At 57.9% G+C, this 26,678-nt stretch carries 29 protein-coding genes, 3 tRNA genes and 1 CRISPR repeat array; of the genes, 15 read left to right on the top strand and 17 right to left on the bottom strand.

Features of this window, described 5'->3' with window-relative positions; genetic code table 11:
- Positions 1 to 8: 8 nt before the first annotated feature.
- The 8 genes from F7C38_07155 to F7C38_07120 all read right to left on the bottom strand — a co-directional run bounded on the left by F7C38_07155 (position 9) and on the right by F7C38_07120 (position 6,159).
- Positions 9 to 1,058 carry a THUMP domain-containing protein gene (locus F7C38_07155; GenBank protein ID MCE4601319.1) on the bottom strand — a complete coding sequence of 350 codons (1,050 nt, stop codon included), beginning with the start codon at positions 1,056 to 1,058 and terminating at the stop codon, positions 9 to 11.
- Positions 1,036 to 1,752, bottom strand: a complete 717-nt coding sequence (locus tag F7C38_07150; protein MCE4601318.1) for an rRNA methyltransferase — start codon at positions 1,750 to 1,752, stop codon at positions 1,036 to 1,038. Before F7C38_07150 ends, F7C38_07155 begins: the two co-directional genes overlap by 23 nt.
- The gene (locus F7C38_07145) at positions 1,718 to 2,368 is read right to left on the bottom strand and encodes a class I SAM-dependent methyltransferase (GenBank protein ID MCE4601317.1); all 651 of its coding nucleotides are present in this window, start codon (positions 2,366 to 2,368) and stop codon (positions 1,718 to 1,720) included. Before F7C38_07145 ends, F7C38_07150 begins: the two co-directional genes overlap by 35 nt.
- Positions 2,326 to 3,156 (bottom strand): rRNA adenine N(6)-methyltransferase family protein, encoded by an 831-nt coding sequence (locus F7C38_07140; protein ID MCE4601316.1) that lies wholly within the window; start codon positions 3,154 to 3,156, stop codon positions 2,326 to 2,328. The genes F7C38_07145 and F7C38_07140 overlap by 43 nt, the downstream gene beginning before the upstream one ends.
- Positions 3,153 to 4,043 (bottom strand): DUF655 domain-containing protein, encoded by an 891-nt coding sequence (locus tag F7C38_07135; GenBank protein MCE4601315.1) that lies wholly within the window; start codon positions 4,041 to 4,043, stop codon positions 3,153 to 3,155. Before F7C38_07135 ends, F7C38_07140 begins: the two co-directional genes overlap by 4 nt.
- 64 nt (positions 4,044 to 4,107) lie before the next feature.
- Positions 4,108 to 4,467, bottom strand: coding sequence for an RNA polymerase Rpb4 family protein (locus tag F7C38_07130; GenBank protein ID MCE4601314.1), 360 nt, complete (start codon positions 4,465 to 4,467; stop codon positions 4,108 to 4,110).
- A 35-nt stretch (positions 4,468 to 4,502) separates the two neighbouring features.
- Positions 4,503 to 4,802, bottom strand: coding sequence for a 50S ribosomal protein L21e (locus F7C38_07125; GenBank protein MCE4601313.1), 300 nt, complete (start codon positions 4,800 to 4,802; stop codon positions 4,503 to 4,505).
- A gap of 55 nt (positions 4,803 to 4,857) precedes the next feature.
- The gene (locus tag F7C38_07120; GenBank protein MCE4601312.1) at positions 4,858 to 6,159 is read right to left on the bottom strand and encodes a tRNA pseudouridine(54/55) synthase Pus10; all 1,302 of its coding nucleotides are present in this window, start codon (positions 6,157 to 6,159) and stop codon (positions 4,858 to 4,860) included.
- 81 nt (positions 6,160 to 6,240) lie between these two features.
- Between F7C38_07120 and upp the strand changes: the two genes are divergently transcribed.
- Entirely contained in the window at positions 6,241 to 6,882 is a 642-nt protein-coding gene (upp, locus tag F7C38_07115; protein ID MCE4601311.1) for a uracil phosphoribosyltransferase, read from the top strand.
- Here the strand turns inward: upp and F7C38_07110 are convergent.
- From F7C38_07110 to F7C38_07100, 3 genes are all read right to left on the bottom strand, one after another.
- Positions 6,869 to 7,375, bottom strand: a complete 507-nt coding sequence (locus F7C38_07110; GenBank protein ID MCE4601310.1) for a dual specificity protein phosphatase family protein — start codon at positions 7,373 to 7,375, stop codon at positions 6,869 to 6,871. The two genes, upp and F7C38_07110, sit on opposite strands and share 14 nt — an antisense overlap.
- Before the next feature lie 86 nt (positions 7,376 to 7,461).
- Positions 7,462 to 8,574 (bottom strand): hypothetical protein, encoded by a 1,113-nt coding sequence (locus F7C38_07105; protein MCE4601309.1) that lies wholly within the window; start codon positions 8,572 to 8,574, stop codon positions 7,462 to 7,464.
- A gap of 53 nt (positions 8,575 to 8,627) precedes the next feature.
- Entirely contained in the window at positions 8,628 to 9,293 is a 666-nt protein-coding gene (locus F7C38_07100) for a polymer-forming cytoskeletal protein (GenBank protein ID MCE4601308.1), read from the bottom strand.
- 79 nt (positions 9,294 to 9,372) lie between these two features.
- Between F7C38_07100 and F7C38_07095 the strand changes: the two genes are divergently transcribed.
- The 3 genes from F7C38_07095 (at position 9,373) to F7C38_07085 (ending at position 12,225) form a co-directional block, all read left to right on the top strand.
- Positions 9,373 to 9,633, top strand: a complete 261-nt coding sequence (locus F7C38_07095; GenBank protein ID MCE4601307.1) for a hypothetical protein — start codon at positions 9,373 to 9,375, stop codon at positions 9,631 to 9,633.
- A 76-nt stretch (positions 9,634 to 9,709) separates the two neighbouring features.
- Positions 9,710 to 11,080, top strand: coding sequence for an aspartate aminotransferase family protein (locus F7C38_07090; GenBank protein ID MCE4601306.1), 1,371 nt, complete (start codon positions 9,710 to 9,712; stop codon positions 11,078 to 11,080).
- The gene (locus F7C38_07085) at positions 11,080 to 12,225 is read left to right on the top strand and encodes an MFS transporter (GenBank protein ID MCE4601305.1); all 1,146 of its coding nucleotides are present in this window, start codon (positions 11,080 to 11,082) and stop codon (positions 12,223 to 12,225) included. The genes F7C38_07090 and F7C38_07085 overlap by 1 nt, the downstream gene beginning before the upstream one ends.
- A gap of 12 nt (positions 12,226 to 12,237) precedes the next feature.
- Here the strand turns inward: F7C38_07085 and F7C38_07080 are convergent.
- Positions 12,238 to 12,502: transfer RNA gene (locus F7C38_07080), tRNA-Asp, on the bottom strand.
- Between the two features lie 45 nt (positions 12,503 to 12,547).
- Here F7C38_07080 and F7C38_07075 point away from each other — a divergent pair.
- Positions 12,548 to 13,714 carry a hypothetical protein gene (locus tag F7C38_07075; GenBank protein MCE4601304.1) on the top strand — a complete coding sequence of 389 codons (1,167 nt, stop codon included), beginning with the start codon at positions 12,548 to 12,550 and terminating at the stop codon, positions 13,712 to 13,714.
- 62 nt (positions 13,715 to 13,776) lie between these two features.
- Positions 13,777 to 14,160 (top strand): cupin domain-containing protein, encoded by a 384-nt coding sequence (locus tag F7C38_07070; GenBank protein MCE4601303.1) that lies wholly within the window; start codon positions 13,777 to 13,779, stop codon positions 14,158 to 14,160.
- Here F7C38_07070 and F7C38_07065 read toward each other — a convergent pair.
- Both F7C38_07065 and F7C38_07060 read right to left on the bottom strand, forming a co-directional pair.
- Positions 14,157 to 14,399 carry a 50S ribosomal protein L13e gene (locus tag F7C38_07065; GenBank protein ID MCE4601302.1) on the bottom strand — a complete coding sequence of 81 codons (243 nt, stop codon included), beginning with the start codon at positions 14,397 to 14,399 and terminating at the stop codon, positions 14,157 to 14,159. The genes F7C38_07070 and F7C38_07065 overlap by 4 nt on opposite strands.
- Before the next feature lie 14 nt (positions 14,400 to 14,413).
- A complete protein-coding gene (locus F7C38_07060; GenBank protein ID MCE4601301.1) occupies positions 14,414 to 15,430 on the bottom strand; it encodes a TIGR00269 family protein in 1,017 nt (338 codons plus the stop codon).
- A gap of 85 nt (positions 15,431 to 15,515) precedes the next feature.
- Here F7C38_07060 and F7C38_07055 point away from each other — a divergent pair, with 85 nt between their 5' ends.
- Positions 15,516 to 15,938, top strand: coding sequence for an HAD family hydrolase (locus F7C38_07055; GenBank protein ID MCE4601300.1), 423 nt, complete (start codon positions 15,516 to 15,518; stop codon positions 15,936 to 15,938).
- Here the strand turns inward: F7C38_07055 and F7C38_07050 are convergent.
- A complete protein-coding gene (locus tag F7C38_07050; GenBank protein MCE4601299.1) occupies positions 15,905 to 16,393 on the bottom strand; it encodes a CoA pyrophosphatase in 489 nt (162 codons plus the stop codon). The genes F7C38_07055 and F7C38_07050 overlap by 34 nt on opposite strands.
- A 111-nt stretch (positions 16,394 to 16,504) precedes the next feature.
- Here F7C38_07050 and F7C38_07045 point away from each other — a divergent pair, with 111 nt between their 5' ends.
- The 8 genes from F7C38_07045 (at position 16,505) to F7C38_07010 (ending at position 22,969) form a co-directional block, all read left to right on the top strand.
- Complete coding sequence (locus tag F7C38_07045) at positions 16,505 to 18,073, top strand: ABC transporter substrate-binding protein (protein MCE4601298.1); 1,569 nt, start codon at positions 16,505 to 16,507, stop codon at positions 18,071 to 18,073.
- Positions 18,074 to 18,188: 115 nt separating this feature from the next.
- Positions 18,189 to 19,202 carry an ABC transporter permease gene (locus F7C38_07040; GenBank protein ID MCE4601297.1) on the top strand — a complete coding sequence of 338 codons (1,014 nt, stop codon included), beginning with the start codon at positions 18,189 to 18,191 and terminating at the stop codon, positions 19,200 to 19,202.
- Positions 19,203 to 19,214: 12 nt separating this feature from the next.
- Complete coding sequence (locus F7C38_07035; protein MCE4601296.1) at positions 19,215 to 20,093, top strand: ABC transporter permease; 879 nt, start codon at positions 19,215 to 19,217, stop codon at positions 20,091 to 20,093.
- A gap of 5 nt (positions 20,094 to 20,098) precedes the next feature.
- Entirely contained in the window at positions 20,099 to 21,055 is a 957-nt protein-coding gene (locus F7C38_07030; GenBank protein MCE4601295.1) for an ABC transporter ATP-binding protein, read from the top strand.
- The gene (locus F7C38_07025) at positions 21,052 to 22,068 is read left to right on the top strand and encodes an ATP-binding cassette domain-containing protein (GenBank protein ID MCE4601294.1); all 1,017 of its coding nucleotides are present in this window, start codon (positions 21,052 to 21,054) and stop codon (positions 22,066 to 22,068) included. Before F7C38_07030 ends, F7C38_07025 begins: the two co-directional genes overlap by 4 nt.
- Positions 22,069 to 22,258: 190 nt before the next feature.
- Positions 22,259 to 22,335: transfer RNA gene (locus F7C38_07020), tRNA-Trp, on the top strand.
- Positions 22,336 to 22,478: 143 nt separating this feature from the next.
- Complete coding sequence (locus F7C38_07015) at positions 22,479 to 22,862, top strand: hypothetical protein (protein MCE4601293.1); 384 nt, start codon at positions 22,479 to 22,481, stop codon at positions 22,860 to 22,862.
- A 30-nt stretch (positions 22,863 to 22,892) separates the two neighbouring features.
- Positions 22,893 to 22,969, top strand: a tRNA-Asn gene (locus tag F7C38_07010).
- Between the two features lie 17 nt (positions 22,970 to 22,986).
- Here the strand turns inward: F7C38_07010 and F7C38_07005 are convergent.
- Both F7C38_07005 and cas6 read right to left on the bottom strand, forming a co-directional pair.
- Positions 22,987 to 23,751 carry a hypothetical protein gene (locus F7C38_07005; protein ID MCE4601292.1) on the bottom strand — a complete coding sequence of 255 codons (765 nt, stop codon included), beginning with the start codon at positions 23,749 to 23,751 and terminating at the stop codon, positions 22,987 to 22,989.
- A gap of 101 nt (positions 23,752 to 23,852) precedes the next feature.
- Positions 23,853 to 24,767, bottom strand: a complete 915-nt coding sequence (gene cas6 / locus F7C38_07000) for a CRISPR system precrRNA processing endoribonuclease RAMP protein Cas6 (protein ID MCE4601291.1) — start codon at positions 24,765 to 24,767, stop codon at positions 23,853 to 23,855.
- Positions 24,768 to 25,053: 286 nt separating this feature from the next.
- Positions 25,054 to 26,672: direct repeats of the CRISPR family, unit length 24 nt; unit sequence CTCTTAGTCTTGCTTATTTTGAAC.
- Between the last annotated feature and the right edge of the window lie 6 nt (positions 26,673 to 26,678).

Below are 26,678 nucleotides of genomic sequence, written 5' to 3'. Positions count from 1 at the left end.
CTTGGCGCTTACTTCTCCAGGACTATCAGGGAAACCCAGAGATCCCCGTGACGGACCTTACGTATGTGAGCCAGCCTGAACCCGGCCCTGCGCCCAACGCTCAGGACATGACTGGACTCTGTGGTTACAAGGGAAGCCCTCCCCCCACTCTTCATGGAGTCGTAGAGCGCTGGTATGAAATCAGAGTAGAGCCTCCTAACCGAGTAGGGATCGCCCAGGCGAATCCCATATGGCGGATTGGAGGCCGCATAGTCGATCGAGTCGTAGCCGACCAGCTCGGGCAACCGTCTTGCATCCCCAACCATGAACTCGATCCTATCATAGACTCTCGCCGCCAGGGCGTTTCTCATAGCACCCTCTATATGCCGCCTATTCCTATCAATGCATAGTATGCGCGCGTCCTCGTAGAGCAGGGCGGCCTCTATAGCGACGGTGCCACCGCCGCACATCGGATCAACTATCACCGACGAGTCCCGCGCCCCAGATAGGCGTAGGAGGGCGTATGCTAGCGTAGGCTTCAGCGCCGCCGGGTGGTCGTACACACGATATCCCCTCCTGTGCCCACTCCTCTCGCCGACCAGGTATACGCCTATCCTGAACACCGTGTCGTCGACCTCGGCCATCACCGAGACCGCTGGCGCCTCCAACCTCACCTCGGGTGTCACACCATACTCCCCCCTGTAGCTTTCCTGGACTGCCCTCCCGACGACCCTTGCGACGTCCATGCTAGTGTACTCGTGGCCCTCGCCAATCCTCTCAGCCCTCACAGCAAAGCTACCGCCGTAGGGTATGTACCTGTGGACCCCTGACTGCACCGTATACGCTTCTATCAGGCTGAGGCTCTCCCTGGAATAATCGACCCTCCCCTCGTAGAGCAGGATCGAGGCGGAGTGGATACTCCTCATGCTATAGAAGGGGTGCAGGGGTCCCCCATACTCTATTATCAGCCTGCCTCGCCCGCTCCTCTCCTCCACTATGGAGGCGCCCGGGAGCTCTTCGAGCACCTCTAGCCTACTAACGTCCTCCAGGCCGGGATTACATTTGATTAGATACCTCAACCTTGCACCCCTCGATAAACGCGCACGCCCTCGATAATAGGTAGAGGAGTAGGCGGACGTCCTTCCCATGCATGAGGTTCCTCGCGGCCATCCTCCTGAGAGCCACTACGATCTCCTCCCTCCTCTTCTCGTCGCTCACCAGTAGGTCTGCAAGCGCCCTTGCATAGGCCTCGACAAGCCTGATATAACGGGTATCCCCCCTCCACTCGACACGCCTACCCCGGGCCTTATAGAATTCGTAGAGGAGTATCGCCGTGGCGTTGGCTAGGTTGAGGGCAGGGTATCTGGAGCTCGACGGTATAGTCGCTAGTAGATCGCACATGGAGAGTTCTGCCCGGGTGAGCCCCACGCTCTCCCGGCCCATGACCAGGGCTACAGTCCCCTCTACTCCCCCCGCGATTCCAACCGCCTCCTCCGGGTTCACGGGAGTCCTAAGAGCGTCGGTCGAGGAGGACCTGGCCGACGTGCATATCGATAGTGCAACGCCTTCGAGGGCCTCTTCCAGGCTGTCGACTATGAGGGCCGAGTCCAGCCTGTGGCTGGCCCTCACAGCGTATTCCCGGGCCTCCTCTAGGCTCGCCTTAGGAGAGACCAGGACTAGTTCATCGACGTCGAAGTTCTCGCAGAGCCTAGCTATTAGCCCTAGGTTGATGGCGCCCTCAACGCCGACGAGTACTAGTCGAAGCCTGTCCAAGCCCACTCCCTCTAACCGCTATCACCGCGTAGAGTTTTTCCATAAAGAAAGACTCCCCGACCTCGTACACTACCTCGAAGCCAGCCTCCCTAAGGCATTCGTGGGGAGTCCACTGGGAGAGGCTCGAATACACGAGAACCAGGGCTCCCGCTACTCTAGTAGCCTCTCTACATGCCTCCTCCAAGGTGCCCGGCGAGCCGCTCCACGACTTGGACAGCTCTGGACACTGGTCCAGCTGGTCCTCCACCGGGAGGTAGGGGGGGTTAACGACTGCCAGGTCGAACCGGGGTCTGAGGCATGAGGCCCATCTACAAGCGACTACAGTGGCCTTGGAGGCCTGGAGGGTCTTGTTAGCGGCTTGGAGGGCGTGTGGGTTTATATCTGTCGCTACGACGAAGGCTTCCGGGTATATCCTGGTTATGGCTAGTGCGAGTACCCCTGTACCCGTGCCCATGTCTACAGCCGTCGTGACATCGGTCTTGACTCCGGGTAGGCGTGCCAGGGCTTCTATGGCGAGGAGCGTGTCGTCGGAGGGCTCGTAAACGCAGGGATGAGCGTAGACTCTTAACTCGCCTAGTGGTGTTTCGTACAGCCTCCAGCCTTCTCCAGCAGCCATTCTACGTCCTCCACAGTCAAGTCACGTACACGCTTGCCAGCTATCCTGGTTAAGACGCTTCTCTCGACGCCGAGGCACTTGGAGGCCATCTTGTCCGCCAGCTTGTTTCTCCCGGTGAAAAGACAGGCCGTCAACCTCTCATAACACTCGTCGCCAACCGTCCAGGGCCTGATCCTCTGGAAGAGTACGAGGGACCCGTGGACCTCCGGCCGCGGGTAGTACCATGAGCGCGGGAGCCTGCCGAGCTCCTTTACACTGAAGTATCTTTTCGCGAGCAGGGTCAATCGGCCATACTCCCTGGAGCCCGGCTCCGCTAGGACCCTCTGGGCAACCTCAAGCTGTAAACCCAGGACAAGGGCTTTGACCGAGTTGTTCCTGGCGCCACTGGCGATTAGGCGCGAGGATATATTGTAGGGCGTGTTGGAGTAGACACCGCTGACGCGGAAGCCCTCAGCGCACTCCACGCCGTCGCCGTGGACCAGGTAGACGTTTGAACCATGCAACACCTCCCCTGCGATCTTGAGCAAAGCGTGGTCTATTTCGACGCCGACAACCCAGCCCACCCTGCCGGCGACATAGTAGGCTAGGTGGCCCGTGCCGACACCCACCTCTAGTATCGGGGGCTCCAGGTGTTCTCCAGCCGCCGAGGCGAAGAGCTTCACGCCATCGGGGTGCACGAGGAAGACCTGGCCCAGCCTTTGGAGGGGCCTCTTGCCATGGAGGCGGAGCACGCTCCTCAGCCAGGATAGCAGGTTCCGCGGTTCTCGTGGGAGTGGAGGGACCCTCATCTCCTAGACCTTGTCTTCTCGATCCTGTCTAGGTAGTCTAGGAATGGGGCGTCCGGCTTCTCCGGCTTGATGAAGAGGTAGTATTTGGCCTCGCCGCGTATCTCCTCCAGTATCTTGTCCCTGAGGGCCTCGATAGGATCGGTTTTCAAGGCCTTCTTGACTTCGCTGAAGCTCTTGAACCTCTTCTGCCCCCTTATCTTGAGGAAGTTTAGGAGGGTCCTCTTACCTACTCCCTTGAGTAGAGCTAGGCTGTGTAGCCTTATATTGATCGGTTGTGCTATGTTGAAGAACTCCACGAAGTCCTTCTCGCGCAGTTCGATGATCCTGGCTATAGCTTCCTCCAGGTTGCGCTTGGCCAGGTCTGATAGGTCCTCGAACCTCAGGGGCTTCCTGGGGACCACCAGTATCTTCTCGGGAAGCCCCCTCTCCGAAGCAACGCTCTTGAGGGCTTCGAGTCTGTCCAGGACTATTATCCTGGGGTCGGCGGCCTCCAGGTCCATCCGCAGTATATCGACTAGCTCCCTGTCCTTATACTGTAGTGGGAGGCAGTAGATGCGCTTGTCTGCTCCCGGCAGGCACGCTAGAAGGGCTGTGACGCGCCTAGGCCTTGAGGATCGTGGGCCCGGGGGTATCACTACCGTCCTGGGAACCTCTCGGGCGAGGGTGACCGTTTCCATCAGGTCGACTTCCTCAAGCGGGATCCCGTCTACAAGCGTGAACCTCCGGATCCCCACTGCCTGGGCTATGGGAACCTCCCTGTGTTCCCTGTGCGGGTCTGCATAGTAGCCGGAGGGCATGTAGTCTAGGACTATCGCTGTCTTCTCCAGCTCAGCCGGATGGGGTTCCGGCCTAGCCTGCCTCCGCGGATCTCGGAACTGCCTCGTCATCGGAACCACCCTCGGCCCACCCTACACTATAGCGCCGGGGGGTATAGAATATTAGTGTGTAAAGCTATTCCTCGGGGTAAGAGGACTCGCAGTACTCCCTGATAGCCTCTAGGATGCCCTCTATTAGGCTCTCATCGTAGACGAACTCCTTCTTCATGGAGAGGATACTCCTAACCTCCCCAGGGTCTGAAGGACATATGTTTACAATGTTGACCGCGACATCCTCGTCGAGGCCAAGCCCAACGAGCTTCTCCACAGCACCACGCGCCTTATCGGGATCCTTGTCTCCGAAGACCCGGAGGTAGCCGAGCGTCTTGTCAACGGTTATTATAACTCCGAACTCCTTCTCGCGCACCCTATCCTCAAGGAGCCTACGGGCCTCAGAGTAGGTTACATACTTCTCCTTCACTATCCTACGCTCCAAGCCGGCCACCCATACAAGCACTATATAGGGGTGTGCTAGGCCTTTAGAGGCCTTATGTGCTCGGGTGTGACTATGAGGAGCTTCTTCTTCCTGCCCAGGTACACCTCGACCTCGTAGGCCCTACCCCTCCTGCCGACAATGGTCCCAGTCAGCCCGTGGAACCTCCTGTGGGGCATCGCGTAGTGGAAGGAGGGATCGATCTTTATGGCCACCTTGTCGCCCACCTTGTAGGGGTGAAGCAACACGCTCAGCTTGGGTACCGCACCCTTCTCCCTAACCTTCTTGCGCAACAGCTTCCTAGTCCGCTGCCTATAGCCCCTCGGCGGCTTAACCATACCCGTCTACCCGGTCAGATACAAGCACGCCCTACAGGGTTTTAAAGTAGAGGGTCTAGTGCTCCACGTATAGCACGTCGAGTTCAACGCACTCGGACCTAGCCCCTAGGTATTCGGAGAAGCTAGGCCTTGTTCTCCCCTCGTCGCCCGAAACCAGCTCCTTCACATAGAGTCCCCCCTCGCTCGAAACAAGGCACTCGATCACGCCCCTGGCTATACTGGTGCATTTGACGCTGTAGACTGTCCTCTTGCGGAGGACGTCTGGCCTCCTGTGGAGCACGCGGCGCGGAGTCCTCTGTAGGACCACCCTATTGCGGAAGAATTCTTCCAACCCCCTGAGTTCTTCGCCGCTGACCTCCTTCTCAACCGCTATAAGCGCCTTGTATATCTTCCTGGTCCTAGAGTGCTCCTCCTTGTAGTACCGTATCATTCTACGATCGGCGTATCCATAAACCCTGAACTCCACCAGCCCCCGGGCCTCCCTGTTAGCCCACTCCTCCAGGTCTGCGAGGGTGAACCTCCTACGCCTAGGGACCTTCAACTCTATGACCGCGGGCCTCCCGGAACCCAGCATGCGGGCGTCAACGTCCTCCCTCCCACTAGCGTGGAGGACCAGCCTCTCGGCGCCAGTCAGCCTGAGCAAGCCCCAGGCGGCCTGCTCCACGCTGAAATAGCGGGGTCCCTCGGGGCTGGGCCAGTAGGCCTGGCTTATGAAGCGGGCCTTCTTCCAATACCTGACCCTTAAGAGTAGGCTGTTCACTTGCAAGTCCAGGCTCCCGGAGGGGTAGTGGACTAGGAGCGTTGCCTCGGGCTCGGCGAAGTCCGGCTTCATCTCCTCATCCATTATACGCTTCCCGACCTCCCTGCGTATCTCGGCCCTTATGCTCTCGCCGAAGGGGAGCTGGAACTCCTCCCTCAGCCTCCTCTCCCTCTCCTCTATGGGGCGATCGACCTTGACGCCGACGACGTAGCGAGTGACGTCATAGGCTTTGAGGAGCGACTTGCCCTTGGCAGAGGATTCCTCGATTACCCTATCGAGCAAGCCCCCGCAAATGTAGCACTTCCTCGGCTCAAGACGCTCCCCGTAGAGCTTCTCGTAGAGCGGCCCTGCATGCCCTCCTATGTTCGGGGCTATCTCCTTGAACCTCTCCATGGAGCCGGGGAGGCCCAGTCTTATCCTCTCATGGAGCATCATGACAATGGTCTTCTTGAGGGCCTCACCCCTGTCCCTGTTACTCCACCCATAGCCCAGGCCCGCGAACAGCCTCCCCAGGCACCGGTCGCAGAGCGGATACCTCTCCAGCACCCTCAACGCCTTGCCTGGCACGCTTCCCTGCTCTCGATCCTCGCCCTCCAATACACCTGTTCCCGCGGATCCACAGGGACGGGTCGAGATCCATAAATACCCATGCCATAGCCCAGACAAGCTCGGGCACGCATGAAGCTAGTCGTAGTGAGTGAGAGGGTCCCTCTAGCCCGCTGGATACTCCTACACCTTAGATCCAAGGAGACCGGGACCAGGGAGTTCAGAGAGTGGATGAGGAGGGCCGGCGCACTCCTAGCAGCCCATATAAGCAGCGAGCTGGAGTGGGTCGAGAAACGCGTCACGACGCCGCTGGAGGCAGAGGCGGTCGAGCTCGAACCTAGGAACCCCCCGCTCCTAGTGGGTGTTCTGGGCGCCTCGCTACCCCTCCTAGAAGGCTTCGAAACCCTCTACCCCGGCGCGCCGATAGGACTAGTGGCCGCTAGGCGGGTCGAGGAGGGCGGGAGCGTGGATATCAGGGTCTACTATGAGAGGTTGCCGAGCCGCCACGAGGGACCCGTAGTCATAATAGACCCGATGCTCGCGACAGGCTACACGGTTGGAGCCATCGTAGACCTGCTCCGGGAGAGGGGCATGGGCCCCCTAATAGTTGCAGCGGTCATAGCATCTAAGCCCGGCATAACCTACCTAGAGTCCCTGGGAGGGGTCACCGCCGTCTACACTCTGGCCCTAGACCCGCTACTAGACTCAAGGTTCTTCATCGTACCTGGACTCGGCGACGCGGGTGACAGGAGCCTGGGCGTCACCCCACCATAGCCTTCCTGGCCCTAGCTAGGAAGTCACCGAAGTCCCTAGACTCCAACAAGTATTCGATGGCCCTCTCCCTCCCCACCTTCCTGGACAACATGTCTAGGGCATAGAGCAGCTCTCGCTGCTCCCAGCTCTGCGGCCCGCAACCCCTCCTCAGCCTATAGTATGCTATAGCCTCCTCCGCCGAGAGCCCTCGGGCCAGGATGAGGTACGCTGCCACGAGGGTCCCGCTCCTACCGCATCCGGCGTAGCAGTGCACATAGACCCTTAACCCCCGCGCCCGGAGTTCTAAGAGTTTGCGGAGCGCGTTGGCGAAGTTGTTGATCGGTTCGACACCGAAATCCTCTACCTCGAAACAGAACTCGGCAACGCCATTAACCTTGACCCGGCAATCGCTTGCCAGACAGATCACCGCGTCGACCTGGGGCGGCTCGATACACCCCTCGCCAGCATAGAGGCCCTCCTCTATCAGCGAGTACGCATGGCCTCCATAGCACAAGGCACGGACCCTCCATCGGCCGCGGCAGAGCCCGTTTATAGCGGTATAGCCGGGATCCTAGACTCATACCCGGGGCCTAGGAGCGTCTAGGCCTCATTGGACGTCTCACGCCATCCCGTTCCCCCGGTACCCCCTTCGCGCCAGCCACCTACAGCTAGGGCCATTATACTCGCCGACAGGAATGAGGCCAGGGCAATGTAGAATAGGCTCTTCTCGCCCAGCCCCGCTAGCCCTGAGAAGGCTAGTATGGAGCCTGTGATGCCATAGCTGGCCGATACCGCTGCAACCCCGAGAGCCTCGCCTAGGATTGCGGAGGAGAGCTTGTAGAGCGATAGCTCGAAGAAGGGGTAGAGTGGAATTACCCAGGCTAAGGCCATGAGGGGGCCCCTAGCCACGTCTAGACACGTCAGGTATAGAGTGTAGGCCGCCAGGGCAACCGCTAGGATGCTGGAGGGACCCCTGGCATCGACTATCCTGCCGGCGAGGGGCCTTACTAGAGCTGATATGAGGCCGGAGGCCATGTTTGCGAGGGAGTAGAGGTGGACCCCGGCCTCTCTGCTCAGCTTTCCCATATAGATGCTCCCAATGATCTCTACTCCGGTGTAGGAGAGCGCCGCCAACACCAGGATGGGCAGGACGGCTCCTCTACCGCTATAGTGCCTGCGCCTGGCGACCGGCTTAGAGGGTCCCTCAAGTGATAATATCGACAGGTACGCTATAGCGGTGGACGCCCCCGCGGCGACTAGTATAGTCCTTGGCCCTGTTTCGAGCGCCACTATGGGGGCTAGGCTTCCAAGCGTCCAGCCGAGGGTTGAGCCTGCGGTTACCACGCCGAGGCTCTCCCCGCTCTGGCCCGAGTACGTTAACGTGTACGCGTATATCTGGGGGCCGCTGATCGACCAGGACAGGCTTGCGACCGCCACCGAGGCCAGGAGTAGTTTCTCATTGTAGAGGAATAGCCCGGCGCTGGCAAGGCCTATGCCCTCCGCCAGGCCCAGTAGGAATACCAGTCTATAGCCATACCTCTCGGCCAGTACCCCGCCTACTAGCCCAGCTAGAGTTGGCATGGTCTCGGCCGCCGCTAGTAGGAGCAGGTACCCGGGGTCCCCCGAGTAGACCTCCCTGGTGAGGGTATAGTAGGAGGACCATGCAGCTACGTGTATCAGCTGTACTATCGCTAGCTTGGCGTCGGTCCTCACCTATACCTCCACCTTGAGGGACCCTCTGGGCCGCTGGAGCGGTCTATGATGCATTATTTGAATCCTATCTTGGAGAGCTCCTCCTCCAGCTCCCTTAGCCTTTCGAGCTCCGGTATCTCTCCGACCTTCTCCACCCGGTCTATCTCGGCCTTGTCAGCCTCGTAGGACTCCTTGTAGAGCAGCAGGCCCACCCAGACCCCCCTGCCCAGGAGGCATTTGACACAGGCTAGCTTGCCTACTTCAGCCTCCCTCTCTGCTTCTAGCTCTACAGCATAGGCCTCGTCGACCTCGGTCTTCTTCTTTAGGAGGAGCCTACCCGCGATCACCCTGCCCTTGATCTTCGACTTCTTCTCCACGACCACGCTCCTGGCTATCAGGACCCCCTTGAAGGTTCCGCTTATCCTGGCCCTGTCGGCGTATGTCGTGTCGGCCGTGAGGGACCCTCCAACGTCTAGCTCCCTAACCACGCCCGTGGCCATGCTTATGCTACCGCCTGCCGCGAGCTCGTTCGCTATGAGGGTTCCCGAGATCTTTACAGAGCCCCCGGATTTCATCTTGTTGACCCTCAGGTTGCCGTCGACTACAACCGAGCCCCCGGAGCGGAACTCGCCGTTTACAGTTAGGTCTCCCTCGACCTTAAGGGACCCCCCGATGTCTAGGTTGTTGAATTCTATGGGGCCCTTCAGCCTTATGGAGCCTGCGGCTTTTATCTCGCTCAACCGAGTGCACCCTCCGTTTAGCCTATACCGGTGCTAGGCTTATATCCGGTGCTCACAAATTGTGACATGGAGCTGTCCTATGAAGAGGTACCGGTGCAGGCACGACATCGTGGCAAGCATACTGGAGGGCGTTCGAGACGGTGCCTCCAGGATATCCCATATCGCCCGGGCCGCTAACCTACCCCTGGATAGGGCAAGAGCTCTCCTTGAAGACCTGGTGGAGCATGGCCTCCTCATATACGACTACGTGACTAGAGAGTATAGTCTAACCGACCTGGCTTACGAGTGGCTAGCGCTGTACGAGAAGCTGAGGGAGGTCTACGATGCCTCCAGGGTGTAGGCGAGCGTTAGTACCCTGCCTAGACCCCTGGTCATAAATACCGGGACGACCTATGGGTATCCATGGTGTCCTCGCCTTGGGCAGCGCTGAATCCATCCTATCAAGACTCCTAGAAGTCAAGAGCGCCGACATCGACCCCAGTACCGGTAGGCTGTTCACTTACATCTACGAGACCGGGGATGAGGAGCTGAGGAGGCTCGCTAGGAAGGCCTTCGAACTCTTCCTCGACACCAACGCGCTAGACCCTACGGTGTTCAAGAGCGCCCTGTACTTTGAGAAGGAGATCGTGGCCTTCTCTAAGTCGCTAGTAAGGGCGCCCGAGGGGACTGTGGGCACGGTGACCTACGGGGGCACCGAGAGCATAATGCTGGCCGTCAAGGCGGCTCGATGGGTCTACAGGAAGAGGAGGGGCGCCGACGCCGTTCCCGAGGTGGTCTTACCCGTCACGGGTCATCCCTCCATCAGGAAGGCCGCCCACTACCTGTCGATGAGAATCGCAGAGGCCCCGGTAGACCCGGGTTCGAAGAAGGTGGATGTGGAGGCGGTCAAGGAGGCGGTCAACGATAAGACCTCGCTGGTGGTAGTCTCGGCCCCCAACTTCCCCTACGGCGTCGTCGACCCTGTGCGGGACGTGGCGGAGTACGCCCATGACAAGAGGGTGCCCGTGCACGTCGACGCCTGTGTAGGGGGCTTCATCCTACCGTTCCTCGAAGAGCTCGGGGAGAGGATCGAGCCCTTCGACTTCAGGGTCGATGGAGTCACGTCTCTCTCCATGGACGCGCACAAGTACGGGTACACGCCTAAGGGCGTATCAGTAGTACTATTCCGCCGTGAGGAGTATAAGGAGGGCACGGTATACGCGGATCTAAGGTGGCCTGGATATCCCTTCATAAACACGACCGTGCTCTCATCGCGCTCGGCAGCCCCCCTAGCGGCGGCGTGGAGTGTTTTCAACTACCTAGGCCGCGGGGGCTACCTTGAGATGGCTAGGAAGGTTTTATCGGCTAGGGCCAAACTCTACGAGGGGTTGCGGAGACTCGGCTTTAGCTCAGTGGCGCCCATAGAGTCGCCCCTCCTATCCCTCTCCCTGCCCAGTGAGTCGGATCTCTTCAAGTTCCACGCAGGCATGTCCCTGAGGGGCTGGGTCATCGGTCTACAGCCCAGGGTGGAGGGAGTGGCCCCCTACAACATCCATCTAACGATATCGCCGGTCCACGATAGGGTGGCGGGCGAATTCCTTTCAGACGCTAAAGACGTCCTAGAGGGACCCCCTCCAGGGGAGTTGACAAGGATCTACAAGCTATTGGAGGAGGACCCCCTGGCGGCGGCCGGCATGATCGGCGAGACTCCCCTAGACTCGATAATCATTGCTAAGGTGCTCGAATCGCTGCCAGGGGATCTCGCCGAGGAGATGGCCAGGCGGCTGACAGTGGAGGTCTTCAAGTAATGTCGAGGAGGGCAGTGCTCCTCGCAGGCCTCGCAATCACGGTATTCGCCTCGCAGGCGATATGGATAACCTTCTCGCCCGTGGGCAGTCTAGTGGCTAGGGAGCTCGGCGTCTCCAAGGAGAGGATCGGCCTCCTGGCTATAACCTACCCGGTCTTCTTCCTCCTACTGACCATCCCCTCCGGCCTACTCCTAGATAGGAGCTTCAAGAGGTGGCTCTCCCTAGGAGTGTACTTGACCGTGCTGGGCGGCGTGCTTAGGCTGGCGTCCCCAGGCAACTACTACTGGCTCCTCTTCTGCCAGTTGCTCGGCGCCCTCGGCCAGCCCTTCCTGCTCAACTCATTCGCCCCCTTCGCGAGCAGGGTCTACCCCGAGAAGAGGGAGATGGCTGTATCGCTGCTCAGCTTCTCCATGTACCTGGGCATAATATACGGGCTTGGCTCCGGCTACTGGCTCTACACGAGGTACGGCTTGTACATGCTCCTCGCCCCCCTCGCGCTAGTGTCGCTGCTGGGCGGCGTACTCTTCGCATACGGGGCCTGGGGGTACAGGTTCCCGGGTGTTACGGCGGGCGAGAGTGTTAGGGGCGAGTTGAAGAGGGTAGCTGGCTACAGGGAGTTGTGGCTCCTGGGGATTGTGCTGGGCTTGGGGGTCGCCTTGTTCGACAATATGTCGATCTGGCTAGAGTCGGCCCTGGCCACGGTGGATCTAGGCGATATAGCCGGCTTGTCGGTTGCGTTGAGCCTCCTCCTAGGGCTTGTTGGAGTGGCCTTTATACCGACGCCGGTGGCTAGGAGGGGTAAGAGGACCCTCTACATAAGGGGGGTCACCCTAGCCGGTATACTCGTATACTATGGCCTGGCGCTCTACACGGCCAGGTACACGGTCCTGACACTGATTCCCCTGCTCGGCCTGTTAATGCTACCAGCCTACCCGATAATCATGGAGTGGATAAGCACATTCTACCCTAGGAAGGTTCACGGGAGCGCTTCGGGCTTCATAGGGTTCGTCTCGCGTATATTCACGGTGATCCTGGCCAGCGTTGCTGTATTCTTCATTGAATCGCCTAGGAGCTACTTCAGCTTCCTCGGGACACTCGCCATAGTGGCCTTCATAGTGGCGCTATTGCTGCCGGGAGACAAGTAGTTTGCCGGAGGATGGCGCCGCGGCCGGGATTTGAACCCGGGTCACGGGCTTTCTGTAGCTCCCGCCTCCGCCCCCGGTCTACAAGCAAGACCTCCACCGCTCCTTATAAGGTTTTACGCGTATCTCGCCCACATCCACCCGGCTAAGAGCCCCCTCGGAGACGCGCCCTAGAGGATAGGCGAGGGTCCCTCATTTTATCCTGCGAGGATCCCGGGGGTGGGGCGGAGGCGGGCCCCTTGACAGGCCCGCATACTAGGCCAGGCTATACTACCGCGGCGCCCGGCCGGTATTCCGGGTGTTAGGGGCTGGAGGGTAATAAGGATTGCTTGGACGCGGGGTCTACCTACTACGCGGGCCCGGGATGCTTAGGGTTGAGGAGGGAGAGGGGGAGGTACTGGGCTACCCCGTGTCGGCGGGTGATTCCATCGTTGTCCCCGTTGGACGCGGCGTGCTAGCCCGCTTCCGGGAGGGGTCTAGGGCCAGCTATACTGGTAGGTGGGAGGCCGTCGACCCGGGGGTTTATGATGATTGGGATAGGCTTGCCTCTAGCCTGGCAGTGCCGGGCAGGATCTTGCTGGTCGGGCCTAGTGATAGTGGTAAGAGCACCCTCGCGTCTTGGATAGCCAACAAGCTCGCCAGCGCTGGCGGCAGGGTGCTTTATGCCACCGTCGATATAGGGCAGAACGAGAACTACTGCCCGGGCTTCACTAGTAGTAGTGTAGTGGAGGGACCCTTCATACCTGGATCCGGCGGGAGGCTCTATAGGGTATGTTTCGTGGGATCGTTCACCCCGAGGGACGCCGTACACAGGTACATCGGGTGCTCTAGTAACATCTTGAAGGGCTGGACCTCGCCAGTAGTATTCGATACCGACGGGTGGGTGTCTCCCTGGGAGGGGTTGGAGTCAAAGGTGGCAGTCGCGGAGGCGGCCGGTGTGGACCGGGTTGTAGCTGTTGGACTGGAGGAGAGGTATGTCGAGTTTCTACGCAGGAGGCTCGCCAGCGTCGAGGTCTCCTCGATACCCCCGCCCTACCGGGGCTCCAAGAGCAGGGAGGAGAGGAGGATTCATAGGGAGAGGCTGATCGCCAAGGCGCTAGCAGGGGCTAGGGAGAGGAGTTACAGCCTGGACCGTGTGCCCCTCTACGGGGCTCCCCTATTCGCGGGCGAGCCCCTTGACCCCAGGCCCTTCTCCGAGATGCTAGGCTCCACCGTGTATTACGCTGAGAAGGCTGGCGGCGGGGTCCGGCTTGTCGTGAGGGGCAGGGCCAGGCCCCAGCCTGGCGTCGTCTTTGTGAGGAGCGGGTGGGAGAGGGGGCTACTGGTCAGCCTCTGGCGCGGGGACCTCGGTTTCCCAGGCCTCGTGACCAGGGTTAACTATAGGGCCAGGACCATCTACGTTTTGACGGGCTTCGAGGGCGATCCCGAGTACATCGAGGCTGGTGCCGCGAGGCTGGATCCAGACTCCTTCAGTGGTAGGGCGAGGTGGTGAGGATGCATATGTCAACCGTTATCACCCAGTTCACCGTGCTATAGTGGAGGGGTGGCGGTCCTTTGGCTTGCGGGGAGAAGGTCGTCCATTTCACTAGAATCGAGGAGAAGACTGTGCCCGCGGATATGGCTGAGGGGACTACTATTAGGTGGCTTATCTCGGGCAGCGACGGGGCGCGCAACTTCTACATGAGGCTATTCTCCATGAAGCCCAGGGCCCATATAAGACCGCACTTCCACCCGTGGGAGCACGAGATATACATAGTGTCGGGGAGTGGTAGGGTTAGGATAGGCTCCAGGACATATAGCGTTGGAGAGGGCTTCGCCATCTATATCCCGCCGAACGTCGAGCACGAGTACTGGAGCGGGGAGGAGGGCCTCAGGTTTATCTGCGTGATCCCGGCTAGACCCACGGCCGAAGAGAGGGAGGAACCAGTGGAGTGCTAGGCCTCCCTTATCCTCTTGAGGTACTCCTTGAGTGCTTCGACGTTCCAGGGATGCACGGTCTTCCTCCTCTTGTCGACGCGTATCCCTAGTTTCCTGGCCTCGGTGGGGGTTAGCCCAGCCTCTTTTAGCTCCCCTAGGCTGAAGCCCCTGCCCTTGCGGGTCCCCTGGTCTATGCCTCCGTGCTTGAAGAGCCTCGGCTTCTTCACTATCGGGACCGGTGGCTCCACCTGCTTGCTCATCCCCGTTGCACCCGTCAGGTAAGCTTGGGCCTGTAGAGTTTTAAGAGTTGACGCGAGGCCAGTAGGCCGCGCCACTTGGCGTAGACAGGCTCGCTTATCCCAGCCTTCTCAAGCAGCTCGCATAGCTTGCAGATCCTCCTGTCCCTGCTGGTAGGCTCGCCGCACCTCTCACACCTCGGCAGTTGCTGTGGCTTTAGGCCCGCAGCATCCTCTGCGAGCAGTGCGTCTAGGGTTTCCATGAACCTTATGAGCGTCCCCGGCCTCTGCTCCTCCAGCACGTAGAGCGCCCGCCTCACCCTGGCCCTGAGGGTGGGCCTCATGTTTATGTAGGCGCACTCGGTCTCCTGTAGGGGGAAGCCTCCTAGGTATGCGTAGGTCGCTGTCTCCCACTCGTATATCTTCCTGACGGGCTTCACCCTTGGGACTATTAGCGGGCTCGCCGGGCTGGAGAGGGGGTGTTGGCGTAAGAGTCCCTCCCAGTCGCCTCTCAAGAGGTTTATGAAGGCGGCCTGGCTCTCATCGTCTAGGTTGTGGGCTGTCACTGTCTTGTCGGCTCCATACATGCGGGCGTAGAAGTTTAGTATCCTCCTCCTGGATATGCCGCAGAACGTGCAGGGGCTTATCCTCAGCCTCCTCTCCATGGCCCTGTCGACTATCTCGGAGAGGGTGTACCCCGTGTATTCCCTTATACTAGTCATGACGTGGTCTACGCCGTACTCTAGAGCCTTCCTCCTCACCCTCTCAGCGTACTCCCGCCGGTTGTAGCCCGGTATTCCCTCGATTATGGTCACCGCTATGATCCTGCCAGGGTCGTGGATCCTGGCTAGGGTATCTAGGAGGACCCAGCTGTCCTTCCCCCCGGAGAGCCCTAGTAGTAGAGTGTCTCCGGGGTCTATCATGCCCCATCTCTTGACCTCACGTTCTATCCTACCGCGTATATCCTTGAGGAAGCATTCCCTGCACAGCTTCAGCCCCGTGTGCTTCTGGTAGACTACCGCCTTCCTCACGCCGCACCTGTCGCAGACCGTCATCCCTTCCTTGTACCCTCCTGCCTACTATACGTGGCTAGGGGTTATAGGCTCGATCTACTCCCATAGCCTCCGTGGTTGCCCGGGCATGCCGTGCCCCGTCTTCGTGTTCGACTTCGACGGCGTCATCGTCTCGGAAGGAGGTTTGCGTACGCGCGGGGTCGAGGCACTTGGCGAGGCGCTAGAGATGGGTGGACGCGTCTACATTGTTTCGGGGAGGAGGCCCAGTAACAGGGGGTATATAGGCGGCATCCTCCGGGAGGCGGGGTTCAGCGTTGCGAGGCTCGGGGGCCTTTACCTGCGCGAGTCCGGTAGCGAGGAGTCTTTCAAGCTGGAGACCTACATCCGCATACGTGACCTTGAAGGGTGTATAGGCGAGATCCACGATGATAATCCCGAGGCCCTCTGGCCTGCTCGGAGGCTGGTCGAGCACGGCCTCATACTACACTATGACGAGTATTGCGAGGCGATCTACGGCTATAGTATCTTGAGGTCTTGTAGGGAGGCGTAGAGCCTCTTGAGTATCCTCAGAGTGGCCCCCCAGAGCACTCCCCCAGCGACCCTGTAGCCTGTAACGACTACCCCACGCTTGGGATGCCTTATCTCCTCCTCGCCACGGGCTAGGATTGAGAGGGGCTGTAGGAATACGGCGTCTATCTCATCGGAGGCCGGCATCGGGCATAGGGGCCCCCTTGGCACGGCCAGGACTGGGTGTATCAGCACGTCCCCCCTTAGGGTCTTCTCCGGCTCTAGCCGGCCCACCACACCGACGTACCTGGGGTGTATCCAGGCTTCCTCCCACGCCTCCCTTAGGGCTGTCTCCTCAACGCTCTCCCCGTCTTCTATATGGCCTCCTGGGAGCGCTATGTCGCATGACCAGTAGCTCTCGGCCCTGCAGTTCTTGCGGACTAGGAGTACCCTTGGAGGGTTTCCCCAGAGGAGTACTAGTACAGCCGCCTCCCTCAAAACCCACACCGGCTCCTGCTACTAGTATGTGTTTGTGAGGCAAACTATATATTGGCGCTCGCACATTACTTGGTCTCCATGACTATGAACCCCACAAGGGTGGACATAGGAATGGCTTCTAAGAGAAGAGGAGTGGGTAAAGGAGCCCTTGTAGCGGCCATCGTCATCATACTGATCATAGTGGTTGGAGCAGTCTACATGATGCAGGGCCAGAAGAAGGCGGAGAAGGTCGTCGTAATAGGAGTGACTGATAAGATAACAGACCTCGACCCGGCCAACGCCTACGACTTCTTCACATGGGAGGTACTGAGTAATGTAATGGCGGGCCTGGTCAAGTACGACCCCGATACCGGTAAGATAGTTGGAGACCTGGCCACGAACTGGGAAGTCCAGGAGGGCGGCAAGGTATGGATATTCCACCTCAGGAAGGACGCCAAGTTCGCCGACGGCACCCCCTGTAAGGCCCAGGACGTTGTCAGGAGCGTCAAGAGGGTTATGAAGATACAGGGCGACCCCAGCTGGCTCGTCACCGACTTCGTGGACGACGTCCAGGCAGTCGACGACTACACGGTGAAGTTCATACTGAAGACGCCGGCCAGCTACTTCCTCGCGCTAGTGGCGACGCCACCGTACTACCCGGTGCACCCCAACTACCCCGACGATAAGATCGCGAGCGACGCCACATGGGGAGGCTGCGGGCCCTACATGATAAAGGAGTGGGTAAGGGACGAGAAGCTCGTCCTCGTGCCTAACCCGCACTACTATGGCGAGAAGCCTAAGAACGACAAGGTCGTGATAACATTCTACTCCTCGGCCAACGCCCTGAAGAACGCCCTGGAGTCGGGCCAGGTCGACGTGGCGTGGAGGACGCTCAACCCAGAGGACATAAAGGACCTGAAGAGCAAGCCCAACTTCAAGGTAATAGAGGTACCCGGCCTCTACATTAGATACGTCGTCATAAAGACAGACGCCCCACCAACCGATAACGTACTCGTGAGGAGGGCGCTGGCGGCCGCGGTCGACAGGAATGAGATCGCCCAGACCGTGTTCAAGGGCACAGTCGAGCCCCTCTATAGCATGGTGCCCAAGGGCCTATGGAGCCACATCGACGCCTTCAAGAAGTATGGAGACGGCAACATAGACCTAGCCAAGCAGCTACTACAGCAGGCGGGCTATAGCGAGGACAACAAGCTGCACATCGAGCTCTGGTACACGCCAACCCACTATGGAGACACCGAGGCCCAGCTCGCTGCTATACTGAAGGAGCAGTGGGAGAGGACTGGTATGATAACCGTGGACGTGAAGAGCAGCGAGTGGAGCCAGTACGTGGACCAGCTGAGGAGCGGGCAGATGATGGTTAGCCTACTCGGCTGGTATCCAGACTACCTGGACCCGGACGACTACCTGACGCCCTTCCTGGCCTCCTCTGCCAACGGCTGGACCGGTACAGGGTACTCGAACCCGAAGGTCGACCAGCTCCTCAAGCAGGCTCAGACCCTGACCGACCAGAACGAGAGGGCCCAGATCTACAAGCAGGTGCAGGAGATCCTAGCCGATGACGTGCCCTACATACCATTGATACAGGGCAAGCTCTACGTAGTGACCTCGGAGAACGTCGAGAGCCTCAAGATAAGCCCGCTGATGTTCCTGCTCTACGATACCATACAGGTTAAGGGCTAGGCGTGGACAGGATAGTTCTACTAGTAATTCCTCTTTTCCCATTTTTCTGGCCATGAACCGTGCAATGTAAATAGTCCTTCTGGGTCCTGCCTGCCAGTTGGATGGTGCTGACGGCGTGGGACGCCTACTCAGGTATGTGGTTGTGAGGGCATTACTCATAATACCAACCATACTAATACTCTACACGCTGATATTCATAATACTCCGCGTCATACCCGGCAACCCCATACTCTCGGCTCTGGGCACCCACTACGTTCCACCCGAGATACTGAAGGAGAAGATGCACAGGCTGGGGCTGGATAAGCCCCTCTATGTACAGTATTTTGACTATCTCTGGAGAGTGCTCCACGGTGATTTCGGCGAGAGCATGGTTATAGAGGGCAGGTCCATAACTCACGATCTAGCCTATAGGATCCCTGCAACCATCGAGTTGACCGTGTGGGGCTTCACGGTCAGCGTCTTGCTGGGGATACTAACGGGGACTATCGCGGCGGTCAAGAGGGGTAGCAGGATCGACTACGCCATGAGGGTTTACGGCATAGTGGCCTACACCCTCTTCATACCGTGGCTTGGAAGCCTCCTCATACTATTGTTCTCGGTCTACCTGGGCTGGCTCCCGAGCGGGGGCAGACTCGACCCCTCCATCGACCTCGACAGGATAACCGGGATCTACACCCTCGACTCCCTGATAACGGGCAACATATACGCCTTTGTGAACGCCCTGAAACACCTCGTGCTACCCAGCATCACCCTAGGCATCGTCTTGAGCGGAGCCTATACGAGGCTGGTTAGATCTAACCTCTCCGATATACTGCAGGCCGACTTCATCAGGGCTTACAGGTCCAGGGGGCTGCCCGAGAACAAGGTACTACTCTACGCCCTGAGGAACGCTATGATACCGATAGTGACCTACATGGGGCTACAGCTAGCCATACTGCTGGGCGGAGCGGTCTTGACCGAGACTACATACTCGTGGCCCGGACTGGGCAGTTACCTCTTCGAGAAGATCCAATACCGCGACTACAGCGCCATACAAGGCACTATAGTAGTCTTCGCGTTCATAGTAGGCGTCGTGAGCCTCATCGTCGACATAATCTACGCCCTAGTGGATCCGAGGATAAGGTATTGAGGGGTGGAGGCCGTGGTCAAGCCTGGAAGCATGCTCTCGGGCATCACCGGTGAGGTTTTCGGCAGGAAGCCCGGCCGGGGACTACTCGTAACAGGGCTCTCCCTGATAATGGTATTCATACTTCTCGCCGTGTTCGCGCCGTGGATAGCCCCCTATGGCCCTACGGAGAGGAGTGTCCCCGGGGAGCTAGCGGGTACGCCCCAGCCCCCCGACAGGAGCCATATATTCGGTACGACAGAGCTTGGATACGACGTCTTCTCACGTATCGTGTGGGGGTCTAGGATCGTACTCTACGTCGTAGCGCTATCAGCGATACTCTCAATGGCCATGGGCGTCCCCCTGGGCCTGGTCTCGGGCTACTACGGGGGAGTCCTTGATAGGGCTTTGAGCATGGTGATGGATAGCATCTACGCGTTCCCTGGGATCGTCCTGGCCCTTGCCGTTGCCAGCGTCCTCGGCCCCAGCCCCTCGAACGCCGCTATATCCCTGAGCGTGGTCTACGTGCCCACGTTCTTCAGGATGGTCAGGGGCCAGGTCCTTGAAGTGAGGGAGAGCCTCTACATAGAGGCGGCTGAGGCCCTCGGCTACCCGGACAGGCACATTATGCTTAGACACGTCCTGCCAAACGTGGCTCCCACTGTGCTCGTGGTATTCGGCTTGGCGGCTACGGACGCCATATTGACCGAGGCGGGCCTAGCCTTCTTCGGCCTCACCGTATCCTATCCGAGCCCCGACTGGGGGCTCGACCTGAGGGTGGGGTTGAGGTATATAGACCAGGGGATGTGGTGGACGACCCTCTTCCCGGGGCTCGCAATAACCCTACTAGCCCTGGGCTTCGCGCTCGTGGGAGAGGGCCTTGGAGAGAGGTACGCTATAAGGACTGAGAGGTGAGAACCGTGGAGGCACTGGTTAGGATCGAGGGCCTCAGCGTACACTACTATACCCTGACTGGGGTCGTCAAGGCTGTAGATGGGGTTAGCCTTGAGATACCCAAGGGGGAGTTCGTGAGCTTCGTGGGAGAATCTGGGAGTGGTAAAAGCACTCTCGCACTAGCCCTACTCCGCCTCGTCCCTCCCCCCGGGGTAATCGCCTCTGGGAGGATCATCTTCGAGGGAACAGACCTAACCAGGCTACCGGACTCGAAGATGAGGGAGATAAGGGGTACTAAGATCTCAATGGTCTTCCAGGACCCCATGACGAGCCTAGACCCTGTTAGGAAGGTCGGGGACCAGATAGCAGACGTCTACCTAACTCATGGGGTGACCCGGGACAAGGAGGAGGCAATCAGGCTTGCGAAGGAGGCGCTCGAAATGGTGGGTATCCCTGGCGACAGGGTCTCCTACTACCCACACCAACTGAGCGGGGGGCAGAGGCAGAGGGTCCTCATAGCAGCGGCTGTGGCGTTGAAGCCCTCACTACTCATAGCTGACGAGCCAACGACTGCGTTGGACGTTATCGTGCAGGCCAAGATAATGGACTTGCTGGAGGACTTGATGAGGGAGCTCAAGATGACTGTGCTACTAATCACACACGATATAGCACTAGCGGCTGAGAGGAGTAGCAGGATAGCTGTAATGTATGCGGGCAGGCTCGTGGAGTATGGCCCCGTCGACGCTATAGTGGAGGATCCGCTCCACCCCTACACTAAGGGATTGCTCGACAGCGCCCCAGACCTATGGGGGCCCAAGAGGATCGCCGGGATACCGGGCAACCCGCCGGACTTGAGGAGGCCGCCCCCGGGATGCCCGTTCCACCCGAGGTGTCCGAGTAGATTCGAGCCCTGTGACAGGGTAGAGCCTAAGCTGGTCGAGGTCGATGGGAGGCTGGTTGCATGCCACCTGTATAGGAGGTGAGCGGGTTGGGTGAGCCCCTGCTTGTAGTCGAGGGCCTGAAGAAGTACTTCGTCCAGGGCGGCGGCTTCCTAGCCGGAGAGAGACACGTTGTGAAGGCCGTCGACGGCGTTAGCTTTACGGTGGATAGGGGTGAGACCCTTTCCCTCGTCGGAGAGTCAGGCTGTGGAAAGACTACTACTGGGAGGCTCGTTTTGAGGCTATTGGAGCCCGATGAGGGTAGGATAGTGTTTGACGGCGTCGACATAACCCACATGTCGAGGAGGGAGCTCAGGCCCTACAGGACTAGGATGCAAATGATATACCAGGACCCCTATGCGAGCCTGAACCCGCGTAAACCCGTGGGAGAGGCGATTGCAGAGCCCCTACTGGTCCATGGGCTCGCCACTAGAGAGGAGGCCCGCGACAGGGCCATGGCCATGTTGGAGAGGGTGGGGCTTACCCCAGCGGAGGACTTCTACGAGAGAATCCCCAGCCAGCTGAGCGGAGGGCAGAGGCAGAGGGCTGTCATCGCTAGGGCCATGATCCTTAAGCCCGAGTTCGTGGTTGCCGATGAACCGGTCTCGATGATAGACGTGTCTATGAGGGCCTCTATCCTGGAACTGCTAAAGAGCTTCCAGGAGGAGTATGGGCTCGCCATGATCTTCATAACACACGACCTATCCGTGGCCAGGATCATCTCGGACAAGATCGCAGTCATGTACCTGGGCAAGATAGTCGAGTACGGCGAGGCCGACGAGGTGCTGAGGGACCCCCGGCACCCATACACAATGGCCCTCGCCACGGCAGCGCCTAGCATAAGGCTGAGGAGGAAGAAGAGGCTTGAGATAAAGGGCGAGATCGCCGACCCGAGGAATGTGCCCCCCGGCTGTAGGTTCCACACGAGATGCCCTTTCGCCGAGGAGAAGTGCAGGGTTGAGGAGCCACCGTTGAGGGAGGTGGAGTCAGGGAGACGGGTCGCGTGCCACTATCCACTAGCCAAGGGCTACTTGGAGGGGTGGCTCAAAGGGCAGTAGGGGGTAGCCGCGGCGTCTCATGCGGGCCTTGTCTTCACCAGCCACTACACCGCCAATGCTTCCATGACCTCTAGACCCGGGTTCTGAGCCTCTGTCATCCGCCAGCAGCTACCCCGCACTCCTGTAGGTCGGCCGGGAACCCTTATTACATCCAACCCGTAATTACCAGAGTACGGTGCCTGGCTGTAGAGGGCCCGTAGCTCAGCCAGGCAGAGCGGCGGGCTCCAGACCCGTAGGTCGGGGGTTCGAGTCCCCCCGGGCCCACCACACACGCCGAGTAAGAACACGGGCCCTAACTCCATCAGTATAGTCGAGCCTGGAATCTATTCTGGGATCTCCTAAATAGTTCATAATACTCTTAAACTTTAAAGCCCTCTGGAACACGCCTACAAGAACCCGGTGCCCTCCTAGTGCCAGGGAGAGCCAACGCAGAAGCCACGCTGGAGTTCCGGGAGCCGGGTAGAGTCGTAGTCTATGGTATAGGCAAGCCCAAGACCGTAGAGCTGCCCGAGGAAGTCATCGAGTGGCTCAAAAAGAGCATAGCCGCTAGAAGGGTGCTCGAAGAACTAGTAACCCACTACAAGTACAGGGCGAGGCTGAGCAACCCCAGGGCCCTCAGGAGCCTAATCCTACTACTATACTCAAGGGCCCACGGGATACCACCCTACAAGACCGCCAGGATCTATGGAGTGGCCCCGGAGCAACTCTATAGAATGGAGAGGGGCCTGAGGAAGGACGGGCTATACGAGTTCGTAATGGACCTGCTGTCCCTGGAGGAGACCCAAAACCCCTAAAACCCCCATAAAGCTCTATCATGGATGGGCGCCGGGGTAGCTCAGCTAGGTAGAGCGCCGGGCTGTTAACCCGGTGGTCGGGGGTTCGAGTCCCCTCCCCGGCGCCAACCCCCTGCTAAAGACTTCATGGGAGTCCACTACTATCCTCCCTCCCCGGGAGGTACTCCTCCAGTATACGCTTCACCTCGTCGATAGACGAGTCGACGCCCCTAGGGCAGAAGATGTATACTAGTATTCCCTCTCCGACGCCGTAGTTTATGACGGGCCTGTAGGGGTCGAGGACCCTTACCTCTCCTTTCAGCTCCTTCTCGACGCGATCGCATCTACCCCTGCCTCTCCTCAGGCCGAGCCAGGCCTTCGTGAACCCTATGGTGCGCGAGAAGTGTATTCCGAGTCTCACGATCTCCGATACGGAGTCCGCTGGCTTGGAGTGGCGGGGCGATAGCGTGCGTATTATCTCCAGGTACATGTAGCTGGCCTTTGGTATGGCTAGTAGGAGGGTTTCCCCGCTTCTGAGCCTGGTGGAGACCAGGATGTATCCTCCCTTATACAGGACCCCGTAGGCCTCTGGCTCCAGGAGCCCGAGTACCTCGTATATGAATTTCTTCAGCCGCCTGTAGTAGGATACTGCGAGCCCGTATATCAAGGCTACATCCACTGGAAGCGTCGCGAGTACTACGAGCAATGCCAGGAGCAGGTTCCTGTCTCTGGTGGCTATATAGCCGTAGAGTGAGGCGGCGGCTGTCGCTATCGTCCCGGCGAGTATTATCTTCATGATCCTCTTAGGCTGATCCTCCAGTCTCTCCAGGGTCCCTCCGCCATATGTGGGCGGGGGTAGTGAGGCGGTCCCTGGCCCGCTGGTCGTAGTCAAGACGGGGTCACGCTCCAAGGCCGTGGAGCGATATACGACGTATTTAAGGGCATTAATTTTTAGTTATAACCCTCGGGTCGTTGACCCGAAGGCGTTGCCACGAGGCGCCGGGGGAGGGGTTAGGGCCTGTAGGTTGTTATGGATAACTCTCCAAAGCCTATGCTCCTATTCTTCCCTAGGCCCATTCTAGCGGCGAGGGCGAAGAGCCTGTCCAGGGTCACGGCTATCTTCCTCGACCGTAGTAGGTAGGATACGTGGCCGACCACTCCCCTGACCTTCCTCAGCCTGCCGGACTTATCCTTGCCGTAGACTATTGTAACCGGCCTTATCCTATAGTCTATCTCGGGCGTGAAGATGTCTGCTAGACGGCCTATCCCGTAAGGCGCATGGTACTCGTCGGGATCCACGCCGTTGACTACCCCGAGCCAGACCCTCATCGCTGAGGCCGCTACGTAGCCGGGTGTGGGGAGGAGCCTGTACTCGTTGGGCGTGTTCTTTATCAACGGTAGGCTCTTCAGGGATGGAGGGGTCATTACCTTCGTGCTCATCACGAGCGGCGTCTTAAAGTCGAGCCGTATAATATCCCCCTTGTCGAGCCCGAGCGATAGGCTTTCTAGGCGCAGCACCTCGATCTCCCAGATCGAGAACTCGATGTTATTGAAGGGCTCCCGCACCGTGCCACTGCAGTCGTAGAGCGAGTAGTCCAGCGGGCTCCCCTCCCGGGTGAAGTACGTTATAGACGCCGTCAACGTCATACCCTCGCGGACAGAGATCAGTTGCTCCTCGCTACCGCGCTTGTACAGGGGCTTGCCGGAGAGCGTGTGGAGCGTTGACAAGGTGACTGGCCTAAACTTCGAGCGAGACTCGTATAGCTCCCTCAGCTTGCCGAAGCAATCGCTAGAATAAATGATGTACTTCGTCACCCTAGAAGTATAGGGGGGCAGTATAACGTTGCCCTTGAAATACAGCTTGAGCTTCAGCGAAACCAGGAACCCGCCAACGTCCTCAAACACCGACCTATAGAGAGGCCCCAATGTCTCATCACTACCTCTAACTTCAATTATAATCGTCTCTACAACCTCCCAATATCCATACTTTCCCAAGAAAAGTCAAATGGTAACTCCAATCACTCATTGCTCTTACTCAATTTTTATCTAACACTAGATACCGGGGGCGGGGATAACGAACCCCGAACGAGCTGATCCGTGATGTGCGGTTGGCACGCTGACCCGCTCGCCCCCTTACCTCTTCACTCTCTCCGGAGCTTATTTACCTTTATCAGGTACTAAGGGCTAGAACCCGTAAACATGCTCGTTCCCCACTCTTGCCTTGCTTATTTTGAACGATAGTATCACGTACCTGGGCCCGCGCCTCGTCTCTTAGTCTTGCTTATTTTGAACAGCATGAAGAATGGCTTTGTGTCGATTACGTGGCCTCTTAGTCTTGCTTATTTTGAACGTTGATAAACGAGCTGCCGATGAAGAACTATCTAGCTCTTAGTCTTGCTTATTTTGAACACAGCGATGAGGGATTCGAGGTAGTGGATTTGCTCTTAGTCTTGCTTATTTTGAACAGCATACGAACGCATAATAAAACACCATATTACTCTTAGTCTTGCTTATTTTGAACGATGAGGAAAAAAGATTTAGTATTAGTATATCTCTCTTAGTCTTGCTTATTTTGAACGGGAGGACACGGTTTGATTGAAGACACCGCTTGCGTAGCCTCTTAGTCTTGCTTATTTTGAACTTGTAATTATTATATAGAGAAGCGTCAGGGCCCAGCTCTTAGTCTTGCTTATTTTGAACTAGACGTTAGTGATGAAGGCCGAGTAATCCCGCTGCCCTCTTAGTCTTGCTTATTTTGAACCTAGAGATGCTGGAGTCTCTTCGTGGACTAGGCCTTACTCTTAGTCTTGCTTATTTTGAACACAATCACGCTTCCACCACCTCCAGGATCCCATACCACTCTTAGTCTTGCTTATTTTGAACCTGACGGAGACGAGGGCGGCCTTGATGTTGAATCTCTGCGCTCTTAGTCTTGCTTATTTTGAACTAGCTAGTACACCGCCAGCGACATGACGAGGCCTCTTAGTCTTGCTTATTTTGAACAGGAGAACATGGAGCTACGCTCGAAGTACGCTCTTAGTCTTGCTTATTTTGAACTGGGATGTTAGCACGGAAACGCTAGTAGATGGACTCTTAGTCTTGCTTATTTTGAACTAGCACCACACCTCTTTGACTGGTATTACGTGCTCTCTTAGTCTTGCTTATTTTGAACCCTTATCACAAATCACAGTACCATCAGCCAATACACCTCTTAGTCTTGCTTATTTTGAACGGAGTACTCTATTTCGCTTCAGACGCGGACGCGATACTCTTAGTCTTGCTTATTTTGAACCCGTCAGCGAGGCGAGTAGCCTAACAATATTACATCCCTCTTAGTCTTGCTTATTTTGAACTGGCTTACCTCTTACGCCAAAATAAAAGTGATATAATCTCTTAGTCTTGCTTATTTTGAACCTGTACTCTGGGTGGTTCCGGACGAATGCGTGGATCGCTCTTAGTCTTGCTTATTTTGAACCACCTCGACTACGAAGACAGGGACTTGAAGATAGCTCTTAGTCTTGCTTATTTTGAACTCGATCACTTCCACTCTAACACTGTAACACGACTCTTAGTCTTGCTTATTTTGAACTGGAATTTTATTATCAGCTTTTTGAGCGGCTTGTCGTTGGCTCTTAGTCTTGCTTATTTTGAACTGGGTCGGGTGGGGTCCCAGTCCACACTCTTCTCATCTCTTAGTCTTGCTTATTTTGAACACGCTAGACACCCCGGTCTAGTGTTGCAGGCAGGGTCTCTTAGTCTTGCTTATTTTGAACACAGCTATCCACATAGAATAGCTGTTGACGAAGGCTCTTAGTCTTGCTTATTTTGAACTCTCTG

Origin of the sequence: Candidatus Thermodiscus eudorianus (assembly GCA_015521085.1) — an archaeon.
Lineage (GTDB): Archaea > Thermoproteota > Thermoprotei_A > Sulfolobales > Acidilobaceae > Thermodiscus > Thermodiscus eudorianus.
This window is presented reverse-complemented; position numbering and strand designations above follow the sequence as displayed.